Below are 10,014 nucleotides of genomic sequence, written 5' to 3' on the forward strand. Positions count from 1 at the left end.
CCCTCTCCCCGTCCACGGTGCCCACCTGCCCCTCGTTCCCCTCGCCGCGCGCCCGACGCGAATTTCGGTCCGGAACGAGTCCTTGACCCCTGAGATTCGGACAGTGTAGACATCCCGCCAGTGGATGTTTACGTAAACATCGCCTAGTCGAAATCGTACGAGAAGGCGCCGAATCCGTACCAGTCGCACCACGTAGGCCCCGATCTCTGTGTCCGCCGGGACGCGCGGCACGCAGAAGAGCTGGAGTACCGAGATGGCACAACGCACCCGTAAGAGAAGGCTCCTCGGGGCCATCGGCGTCACCTTGGCGACCGGAACCGTCCTGGCCACCGCCGCCCTGCCCGCCGCGCACGCCGAGAACGCCGGCGCCGAGGCCGCCGCGGCCGGGGTCACCGTCCGGCCCGACCCCTCGTACGCCGGGGACAGGTTCGAAGGCTGGGGGACGAGCCTGGTCTGGTTCGCGAACGCCACCGGCGACTACCCGCCCGCGGTCCGCGAGAAGCTCTACAAGCTCCTCTTCGGCGACGAGGGCCTCGCCCTGAACATCGCCCGGTACAACATCGGCGGTGGCAACGCCCCCGACGTCAAGGACTACCTGCGGGCCGGCGGCGCCGTCGAGGGCTGGTGGAAGGCCCCGGCGGGCACCACCCGCGAGGACGTCGACTGGTGGAACGCCGACGACCCCGCCGACTGGAACAACAAGGCCGACAAGACGCAGCGCTGGTGGGTCGACCGCATCAAGAAGGACATCACCCACTGGGAGACCTTCAGCAACTCCCCGCCCTGGTTCATGACCGAGAGCGGCTACGTCTCCGGCAACTTCGACGCGGGCAAGGACCAGCTGAAGCCCGAGTCGGTCGACGACTTCGCCAAGTACCTGGTGGGCGCGACCGAGCGGCTGGAGAAGGCGCACGGCATCAAGGTCGACACGCTCGACCCGTTCAACGAGCCGAACACCGACTACTGGGGCACCAAGCTCGGCCCGGACGGCGAGCCGACCGGCGGCCGCCAGGAGGGCGCCCACATCGGCCCCGAGCTCCAGCAGAAGGTGCTTCGCGCGCTGGCCCCGGTCCTGAAGAAGTCCCGGTCGGACGCGGACATATCCGCCATGGACGAGACCAACCCCGGCACCTTCGCGACGAACTGGAACTCCTACCCCCAGGAGGTCCGCGACCTCGTCGACCAGATGAACGTCCACACCTACGGCACCGGCCAGCGCACCACGGTCCGCGACCTGGCCAAGGCCGCCGACAAGCCGCTGTGGATGAGCGAGGTCGAGGGCGACTGGGGCGACGGCCAGAGCTTCACGGACATGCGGCCCGGCCTGGGCCTCGCCCAGCGCATGGTGGACGACCTGCGTGAACTGGAGCCCAAGGCCTGGGTGTTCTGGCAGCCCGTCGAGGACTACGACAACATGAAGCCGGGCGGCGAGTCCGCCAAGGGCGGCAACTGGGGAGAGATCCAGCTCCCGTTCAGCTGCACCTCGAAGGACACCCTGAAGTCCTGCCCGATCTACACCAACACCAAGTTCGACACGGCGCGCAACTTCACGCACTTCATCAAGCCAGGCGACCGGCTGATCAAGACGAACGACACGTCCAGCACGGCGGCGGTCTCCCGCAAGGGCGACGCGGCGACGGTCGTCCACGTCAACAGCGCCACCGAGGCGCGCGAGGTCACGCTCGACCTGTCGAAGTTCGGCCGGGTCTCCTCCCGGGCCTCGGTCACCCCGGTGGTGACCAGCGCCGACGGCAAGTTGGAGAAGCTGAAGCCGGTCCGCGTGAACGGCAAGCAGGCCACGCTCACGGTGCCCGCCCAGTCCGTGACGTCGTTCCTCGTCAAGGGCGTCTCGGGAGTCGCCAAGGACGCGGCCGAGCTGCGCAAGGGCCACACCTACCGCCTGACCGGCGTCCAGAGCGGCAAGGACCTCACCATCGCCGGCAACGGCACGGGCTTGGTCATCAAGACCCCGAACGCCTCCGACCCCAGCGGCCGGCAGTGGCGGGTGGAGCAGATCCGCGGTGAGGACAACCGCAAGCGCTACGTCCTCACCGAGACCGGCGCGGACAAGCGTCTGGCCATCCGCGACGGCGCCCTGGTCGCCGAACCCGACGAGGGCCGCCGCGACGCCGCCGCGCAGTGGATCGCGTCCACGACCGGTGACGGCACGTGGACGCTCGTGAACGCGGCGACGGGCCAGCTCCCGGACGTCGGTGGCCAGTCCACGAACGACGGTGCCTCCGTGGGTGTGTGGCAGCCGAACTCCGGGTCCAACCAGCGTTGGAAGGTCACGGAGGTGGCGGCCGACTAGCGCTTCCGCGTCCGGCCCGGTCTTTCCCCGGCGCCCCCGCCGCCATCGGATGTCGATGGCGGCGGGGGCGCCGTCCTTTGCTTCTGCCGTCCCTCTCAGCGGGCCGGCGGGACGAACTCCGGCTGGTCCAGCACCCGCCAGCCGGCGGGCGTTCGGCGAGCCCGGCCGTGCCGCGTAGCGGTCAGCGTCGGCCGATGACCTCCGCGACGCGGATGAAGCCGTCCTGCCCGTGGCCCAGCCCGATGGCGCGGCGGGCCATGCCCTCGGCCGCGCGCATGACACCGGCGTCGATGCCGTGCGACTCGGAGACGTGGACGATGTGGGACATGGACGACACGGCCGAGGTGAGCGGGTTGCCGTCGCCGGAGTAGGTCCCGGCGTCGGCGTCCGCGGCGGTCTCCGCGAACACCGGCGGGAGGATGGCGCCGATGCCCTGGGCGAAGGGTGCCAGCTCGGTCGCGGTGACCCCCTCGGCCCGGGCCACCGCCAAGGCATGCGCGTAACCCGCCATCGCCGTCCAGAAGATGTCGAGCAGGGCGATGTCGTAGGCCGCGGCCCGGCCCGGATCCGCACCGAGGTGGGTGTGGGTGCCACCCAACGCCTGCCGTACGGCGCCGGCTTCCTCGTAGAGGCCCTGCGGACCGCTGTACAGGAACACCGCGTCGGGCGTGCCGATGGTGGTCGTCGGGGTCATGATCGCGCCGTCGAGGTAGCGGACGCCGTGCCCGGCGGCCCACTCGGCGGTGTCGCGGGCCCGGGCCGGGGTGTCGGCGGTCAGGTTCACGACCGTACGGCCCTTGAGGGCTGCCGCGACCTCGTCCTGGCGCAGCACGGCGTCGGCGGCGTCGTAGTTCACCACGCAGACGACGGTCACCTCGCTCGCCGCCACCGCTTCGGCCGCAGACGCCGCCCCCGCCGCACCGCGGTCGAGGAGCTCCCGGTCCCGGCCCGGAGTGCGGTTCCAGACGGTGGTGCGCAGGCCCGCGTCGACGAGCGCACCGGCCAGGGCACGGCCCATGGGGCCGAGACCGAGGACGGTGACCGTGGTGGCCGGGTGCTCGGCGGGCCCCCGGGCGGAATACGCCGGGGCCGCGGAAGCGCTGTACGAAGGCATCGTGAACTCCTCTGGTAGGCACGACAATTGAGCTGCACGGCAGTGATCTGCGCGGCAAGTGATCTGCATGGCAATCGAGCTGCATGGCAATGCACGGGAAAAGGGGGCGGACATGACGCGTCGACGGCAGGATCCGGACGTCTGCGGAGTGACCGCCGCGATCGCGGTGGTCGACGGCAAGTGGAAGACGGCCCTGCTCTGGCTGCTGGAGTCGGGCCCGCACCGCCCGGCGGAGCTGCGCCGGCAGCTGCCGGGCCTCTCCGAGAAGGTGCTGACCGAAGCCTTGCGCGAGATGGCCGCGGACGGGCTGGTGCACCGAGAGGTGTACGACGTGCTGCCACCGAAGACGGTCTACTCCCTGACCGCTTTCGGCCGTGAACTCTCCGAGGCGCTGGCGCCGTTGTCCGACTGGGGTCACCGGCACCTGGAGAATCTGGCCGAGGCCGCCCGGCCGGCCTCCTGACGCGGTTGCCACCTCCGTTCCTTCCGGATCCTGTTCCTCACGGGCCGCCCCCACCAGGTTCGCGCGACACCGGCGCACTGCCAAGTCCCCACAAAAAGGTGGGTACTCCCGGGCGTCGGGCACCTTCTGGCCCCTGCCGGCCGGCCCCGGCGGGCCGGGCACCGGTCAGATGGTCCGGCGCGCCGCCGCCACCCGTTCCCGGAACGGACGCCGTCCCACCGCCCGAGCCACCTCGGCCAGCAACTCCCCCAGCGGCATCGGCAGTTCCGTGTCCAGCTCCGCCATCGCCGCGGCCGTCGCCTCCCACTCCGCCTCGATCCGCGGCAGCAGCGCCCGGGCCTCGGGTGTGAGGCCGACCAGCCGGCGGCGGGCGTCCATCGGGTCGGGGGTGTGGGTGACCAGGCCCGCGCGGGCCATCTGGGCCGCCGTCTGGCTCGCTGCCGAGTGCGTGACACCGATGGCCCCGGCCAGGTCGCGCACTGAGAGCGGGCCTTCGGCCACGAGCGCACGGACGACCGGGGAGAAGCGGGGCCGGTACTCGGCCATGCCCTGCTTTTCGTAGACCGCGGCCACATCGCCGTCGAGCAGTTCCAGCACGTGGCGGAGCAGCGTTCCCACGGCGACCGGATCCGGTTGATTCCTCACCTTGATAATCTAACAGCGCTGTTACATCACGGGTCGTCCGTGGCGGGTCAGGAGAGGACATCGCGCATGCCTGAGCTGTATCCGCCCGGTATCGAGCCGTACGCGCACGGCATGCTCGACGTCGGCGACGGCAACCGCGTGTACTGGGAGGCCTGCGGAAACCCCGCGGGCAAGCCCGCCCTCGTGCTGCACGGCGGGCCCGGGTCCGGGGTGGGGCCCTTCTGGCGTCGCCTGTTCGACCCGGCGGCGTACCGCATCGTGCTCCTCGACCAGCGCGGGTGCGGGCGGAGCACGCCCGACGCGGCCGATCCGGGGACCTCGCTCGCCGCCAACACCACGCACCATCTCATCGCTGACATCGAGCGGTTGCGGCAGCACCTCGGCATCGAGGAGTGGCTGGTGCTCGGCGGCTCCTGGGGCGTGACCCTCGCCCTGGCCTACGCCGAACGGCACCCCGGGCAGGTGTCCGAGCTGGTCCTCTTCAGTGTCACCAACACCACGCGCCGCGAGGTGGAGTGGGTCACCCGGGACATGGGGCGGATCTTCCCCGAGGAGTGGGCCCGGTTCCGCGACGCCGTGCCGGAGGCCGAGCGCGAGGGGAGCCTGGCGGACGCCTACGCCCGGATGCTCGCCGACCCGGATCCGGCCGTACGGGAGCGGGCCGCGCGGGAGTGGTGCCGGTGGGAGGACGTGCACGTCTCCACCCTGCCGGGGCACCGGCCCGACCCGCGCTACGAGGACCCGCGCTTCCGGATGCGCTTCGCCCGGCTCGTCACGCACTACTGGCGGCACGCCGCCTTCCTGGAGGACGGGGCGCTGCTGCGCGATGCAGGGAAGCTGGCCGGCATCCCGGGCGTGATGATCCACGGCCGGATGGACATCAGCGGGCCCGCGGACATCGCGTGGCACCTGGCCCGGGTGTGGCCGGACGCGGAGCTCGTGCTGATCGGCGGCGAGGGCCACGGGCTGTCGGGCACCTCCATGACGGCGGCCGTGGTGGCGGCGACGGACCGGTTCCGGGGCCCGTGAGGGCTCCGCCGCCCGCGGTCAGCGGGCCGCCGAAGTCCCGCCCGACGACGGGACCGCCACAACCCCGCCCGGCGACGGACCGCCCACACCAACGGGAGGGCGCCGGCGGCAGCGGGCGTGACCGATCCCTCACCGATCTCTCGCGCACGGCACTGGCCCCGCCGCCCCGTCCCACCCGATCGTGGGCACCATGAATGATCACGGTGACGAGCCCGACGACATCCGCCGCTTCTGGGGGCGGCTCGGGCTCCCCGGCCTCGTCGACGTGCACACGCACTTCATGCCCGAGCGGGTCCTGGACAAGGTCTGGGAGTACTTCGACGCGCTCGGGCCGCTCACCGGTGGGCTGGAGTGGCCCATCACCTACCGGGAGGCCGAGGCCGAACGGGCCGGGATCCTGCGGGGGTTCGGCGTACGCGCCTTCACGGCGATGCTCTATCCGCACAAGCCCGGCATGGCGCGCTGGCTGAACGGCTGGGCGGCCGACTTCGCGCGCCGCACCCCCGACTGTCTGCACACGGCGACCCTGTTCCCCGAGCCGGACGTCGAGACGTACGTCCGGGAAGCCGTCGCGGCGGGCGCGCGGGTCTTCAAGGCGCATGTGCAGGTGGGGGCCTACGACCCGGCCGACGACCTGCTCCGGCCGGCGTGGGGCGTGTTGGCGGAGGCCGGCGTGCCCGTGGTGATCCACTGCGGTTCCGGTCCCGCGCCCGGCAAGCACACCGGCCCCGAACCGATCGCGCGGGTGCTGGCGGAGCACCCCCGGCTCCGGCTGATCGTCGCCCACATGGGGATGCCCGAGTACGAGGAGTTCCTCGACCTCACCGAGCGGTACGCGGAGGTGCGGCTGGACACGACGATGGCGTTCACCGACTTCACCGAGCGGCTCGCGCCGTTCCCCCACCGGGCCCTGCCCCGGCTGGCGGACGTCGGCGACCGCATTCTGCTCGGCTCCGACTTCCCCAACATCCCCTACCCGTACCTGCACCAGCTCCACGCCCTGGAGCGGCTGGGACTCGGGGACGAGTGGCTGAGGGCGGTGTGCCACGACAACGCGGTGGAGCTGTTCGGCCTTTGACCGCGCCGGGCCGGGTCACGCCCCGGAAGGAAGACGACCGCCACCGCCGCGAGACCGCCCCGGCCCGACCCGTCGGTGAACGACGCCGCAACTACCGCCGGGTAGTGGGGAGATCGCGTGACAAGACACCCACATCCGCGGCCAGCTACGACTTCCTCAACCCGAACATCGCCGTCGAGTGCACGGACAAGGCCTACCCGCGTGACCCGGCCCTGCTGAAGCGGAAGGTGACCTCCTTCGCGGAGGACGCGCCGCTGCTCGGCCCGGCCCTCGCCTACGGCCCGCCGCTCTACGACCACCAGCACGCCACGGCCTGTGCGCAGTGGAAGGGCGAACGGATCAGCCGTTACGGCGGTTCCTTCCGTGCGGAGGGCTCCGCGCCGATCCTCGTCATCGGCAACACCGGCGACCCGGACACCCCGTACCAGGACGCGGTGGCCCTGTCCCGGGAGCTCGACAACGGACGCCTGCTCACCTTCGAGGCCGAGGGGCACACCGCTTTCGGGCGCAGCGCCTGCGCGACCGACGCCATCACGAACTACCTGGTGGACCTGAAGGTCCCGGCCCGCGGCACCACCTGCGCGGACGAGACCCAGCCGCCGTCCTCCACCCCCAGGACGGCCCCGCCCGGCACGACGCTGGGCGAGCTCCGCAGCGGCGTCAACGAGCGGCTCGACCGCCTCGGCGTCCTGCGCTGACCGTCCGCCTCCACGGCACCCCGGGTGCCGGGCTCTCCACGGCCCGGCACCCGGGGTGCCTGCGCGTCCCGGGGTGTTCGCGTGTCCCGTGGCGGGCTGCCGCACAGGCCGCAGGGCGTTCAGGAGCCGATGTCCACCACCCGGGCCCACACCGGAGGTGTGTCCGGGACGTATTCGGGGTCGGACTCGTCGTAGGCGTGACTCCGGTACGGGCGCGGGAAGAGGCCGATCACCGTGCGGCACGGGGGCCGGGTGCCCGGCCAGGGGGTCTGGCCGTCGGTGAGGGCGACGATGACGTCGGGGGCCGGGCGTGTGCGCAGGGCGCGGGTGAAGCCGGCCCGCAGGTCCGTGCCGCCGCCGCCCGTGAGGGGGATGCCCTCGGCGCGGCACAGGCGGCGGGCGAGGCCGGCGGAGGCGTCGCAGGGCACGACGGTGACCAGGTCACGGCGGCCGCCCACGGCCCGGGCGATCGCGGCCACTTCCAGGAGGGCGCTGCCCAGTTCGGCGTCGCTGACCGAGCCGGAGGTGTCGATGACGACGGACACCCGGGGCGGACGGCGGCGCAGGCTCGGCAGGACCGTGCCGGGCAGGGCGGTCGAACGGCGGGCGGGGCGGCCGTAGGTGTAGTCCTCGCCCGCGCCGGGGGCGGACGCCGCCGAGCGGACCGCCGCGCCCAGCAACTGCCGCCACGGCTGGGGCGGGTGGAAGGCCTCCTCGGCCCAGCGCCGCCACCCCTGCGGGGCATGTCCGGGGCGGCCCGATATGCCCTGCGCGACCCGGAAGCGGACCGCGTCCCGCTCCTGCTCGCTCAGGCCGTGCGCGCCGTCCGGGCCCAGTTCCCACTCCCGGTCCAGGCCGTCGGCGCCGCTGCCGCAGTCCAGCCAGGCCAGGTCCTGCGACCGAGGGCCGAGGGTGAACTGCCGCAGGTACTCCTCCATCAACTCGCCTTCAGCCAGGCCGAGATCGCCCGGTTCCACGACCCCCTCCGGGCGGGCCAGGCCGTCGCCGTAGACGTCGTCGTTGATCTCGAAGTCCGCTGCGATGTTCATCCGCAGCCGCTCCCCGGGGCCGTTCAGGCCGCGCTCGCGGGCGACCCGGTCGCTGCGGGCGTGGTGGTCGCGCAGCAGGTGAGACACCTCGTGCACCCACACACCGGCCAGTTCCTCGACGTGCGTGCGGTCCACGAACGCCGGCGACACGTAGCACCGCCAGTACCGGTCGACACCCATCGTGGGCACCCGCCGTGACTCGACGACGTGCAGGGCGAAGAGGGCCGTGGCGAGGTAGGGGCGGACGCGGGCGGCGTGCAGGCGGGCCGTGAAGAGCTTGTCCCGGTCGAGGGCCCCGGGGGCGGCCCCGGGCGCATGCGGCGCATGCGGCGCATCGTGGGCAGCGTGCGCATCGGTCGTCGTCGGCCCGCCGAGGCCCCTCCCCCGGCCGCGGCCTCGGCTGTCCGCCGTCACCGGCCCGCCTTCGCCGCGGCGGCGGCCGCGACCGCGGCCGTGGTCCGGTCCGCCCGCCGGGACAGGGACACCACTGGGGCCAGGCGCTCGACGGACGCCGGGACGTCCCAGTCGTCGCGCCGCAGGGCGGCGAGCGTGGTCGCGGGGACGACCACCACGTCCGGGGGGCCGGTCTCCAGCGCCTTCACCAGGAGCGCCCAGGCCGCGTCCCAGCGGAGCCGCTCCGGGCGGTTGCGCACCGCGGCCACGACCGCGTCCAGCGCGGCCTGCCGCAGATCACCCCGCTCCGGCAGCACCGCACCGGCCGGGTCGGCCAGCAGCGTCTCGGGGTCCGGGAGGTCCATCCGGTCCAGGCTCGCCAGCAGTTCGAGACCGGGCCCGTCCCCGACGGTGCCCCTCACCAGCAGGGAGAGGACGTCACGGGAGGAGCCGGCCGCGGTCGCGAAGGCGATCAGGTGCAGCGTCATCTCCCAGCTGCGCGGAGACGGCCACGGCCCGCCCCGGCGCGTCTCGCCGCTGGGCAGCCGGTGCGCGAGCCCGGGGCGTGCGGCGAGCAGCCCGCACACGGCCCGGCGGGCGAAGTCCACGGCCTCCGGGAGCCTGTCCGGGGCGAGCCGGGGCAGGGTCGCCCGGGGCCAGGTCCCGCCGAGGCCGCGGACGACGACGTCGGTGTCGTGCGTCCACTGCAGGTGGACGAAGCGGTTGGCGAGGGGCGGGCTCAGTTCCCAGCCGTCGGCGGCCGAGGAGCGCGGGTTGGCGGCGGCCACGATCCGCACGCCCGTCGGCAGTTGCAACGCGCCGATCCGCCGTTCCAGCACGAGCCGGAGCAGGGCGGCCTGCACGGCGGGCGGCGCGGTGGAGAGTTCGTCGAGGAACAGCAGCCCGCGCCCGGCCCGCACCAGGCGCACGGCCCAGTCCGGCGGGGCCATCGGCACGCCCTGCTCGGCGGGGTCGTCGCCGACGATCGGCAGCCCCGAGAAGTCGGACGGCTCGTGGACGCTCGCGATCACCGTGGTCAGCGGCAGGTCCAGGGCCGTGGCGAGCTGGGTCAGGGCCGCGGTCTTGCCGATGCCCGGTTCGCCCCACAGCAGCACGGGCAGGTCGGCGGCCACGGCCAGGGTGAGGGCCTCCAGCTGGGTGTCGGGGCGGGGTTCGGTGGTGGTGTCCCGCAGCAGGGCCAGCAGGTCGCCGGCCACGTCGAGCTGGGAAGCGG

8 protein-coding genes and 1 pseudogene are annotated in these 10,014 nt (G+C 73.2%); 5 read left to right on the top strand and 4 right to left on the bottom strand.

Going from position 1 to position 10,014, the window contains the following annotated elements; translation table 11 throughout:
* Positions 1–253: 253 nt before the first annotated feature.
* Entirely contained in the window at positions 254–2,311 is a 2,058-nt protein-coding gene (locus C1J00_RS30350; RefSeq protein WP_102912193.1) for a glycoside hydrolase, read from the top strand.
* A 181-nt stretch (positions 2,312–2,492) separates the two neighbouring features.
* Here C1J00_RS30350 and C1J00_RS30355 read toward each other — a convergent pair whose 3' ends face one another.
* On the bottom strand, positions 2,493–3,425 hold the full coding sequence (locus tag C1J00_RS30355) for an NAD(P)-dependent oxidoreductase (protein WP_102912194.1): 933 nt from the start codon (positions 3,423–3,425) through the stop codon (positions 2,493–2,495).
* A 112-nt stretch (positions 3,426–3,537) separates the two neighbouring features.
* Here C1J00_RS30355 and C1J00_RS30360 point away from each other — a divergent pair, with 112 nt between their 5' ends.
* A complete protein-coding gene (locus tag C1J00_RS30360) occupies positions 3,538–3,888 on the top strand; it encodes a winged helix-turn-helix transcriptional regulator (RefSeq protein WP_102912195.1) in 351 nt (116 codons plus the stop codon).
* Positions 3,889–4,053: 165 nt separating this feature from the next.
* Here the strand turns inward: C1J00_RS30360 and C1J00_RS47715 are convergent, their stop codons facing one another.
* Positions 4,054–4,533: a MarR family winged helix-turn-helix transcriptional regulator gene (locus tag C1J00_RS47715; protein ID WP_281262778.1), complete on the bottom strand. Its 480-nt coding sequence runs from the start codon at positions 4,531–4,533 to the stop codon at positions 4,054–4,056.
* 66 nt (positions 4,534–4,599) lie between these two features.
* Here C1J00_RS47715 and pip point away from each other — a divergent pair, with 66 nt between their 5' ends.
* The 3 genes and pseudogenes from pip to C1J00_RS30380 form a co-directional block, all read left to right on the top strand.
* A complete protein-coding gene (gene pip, locus C1J00_RS30370) occupies positions 4,600–5,562 on the top strand; it encodes a prolyl aminopeptidase (RefSeq protein WP_180989744.1) in 963 nt (320 codons plus the stop codon).
* Between the two features lie 190 nt (positions 5,563–5,752).
* Positions 5,753–6,640 carry an amidohydrolase family protein gene (locus C1J00_RS30375; protein WP_102912197.1) on the top strand — a complete coding sequence of 296 codons (888 nt, stop codon included), beginning with the start codon at positions 5,753–5,755 and terminating at the stop codon, positions 6,638–6,640.
* A 128-nt stretch (positions 6,641–6,768) separates the two neighbouring features.
* A pseudogene (locus C1J00_RS30380) lies at positions 6,769–7,338 on the top strand (alpha/beta hydrolase); the annotation flags it as partial.
* Positions 7,339–7,457: 119 nt separating this feature from the next.
* Here C1J00_RS30380 and C1J00_RS30385 read toward each other — a convergent pair.
* Together C1J00_RS30385 and C1J00_RS30390 are read right to left on the bottom strand one after the other, a co-directional pair.
* Positions 7,458–8,801: a vWA domain-containing protein gene (locus tag C1J00_RS30385; protein ID WP_102912198.1), complete on the bottom strand. Its 1,344-nt coding sequence runs from the start codon at positions 8,799–8,801 to the stop codon at positions 7,458–7,460.
* Positions 8,798–10,014: AAA family ATPase (locus tag C1J00_RS30390; protein ID WP_245936569.1), on the bottom strand; the 1,217-nt coding region annotated here is incomplete at its 5' end. The genes C1J00_RS30385 and C1J00_RS30390, both read right to left, overlap by 4 nt.

Source organism: Streptomyces cahuitamycinicus (genome assembly GCF_002891435.1).
Lineage (GTDB): Bacteria > Actinomycetota > Actinomycetes > Streptomycetales > Streptomycetaceae > Streptomyces > Streptomyces cahuitamycinicus.

Bases quoted from the DNA above. Each gene is read 5' to 3' on its own strand.
- C1J00_RS30350 (WP_102912193.1), top strand. From the start codon at position 254: ATGGCACAACGCACCCGTAAGAGAAGGCTCCTCGGGGCCATCGGCGTC.
- C1J00_RS30355 (WP_102912194.1), bottom strand. From the start codon at position 3,425: ATGCCTTCGTACAGCGCTTCCGCGGCCCCGGCGTATTCCGCCCGGGGG.
- C1J00_RS30360 (WP_102912195.1), top strand. From the start codon at position 3,538: ATGACGCGTCGACGGCAGGATCCGGACGTCTGCGGAGTGACCGCCGCG.
- pip (WP_180989744.1), top strand. From the start codon at position 4,600: ATGCCTGAGCTGTATCCGCCCGGTATCGAGCCGTACGCGCACGGCATG.
- C1J00_RS30375 (WP_102912197.1), top strand. From the start codon at position 5,753: ATGAATGATCACGGTGACGAGCCCGACGACATCCGCCGCTTCTGGGGG.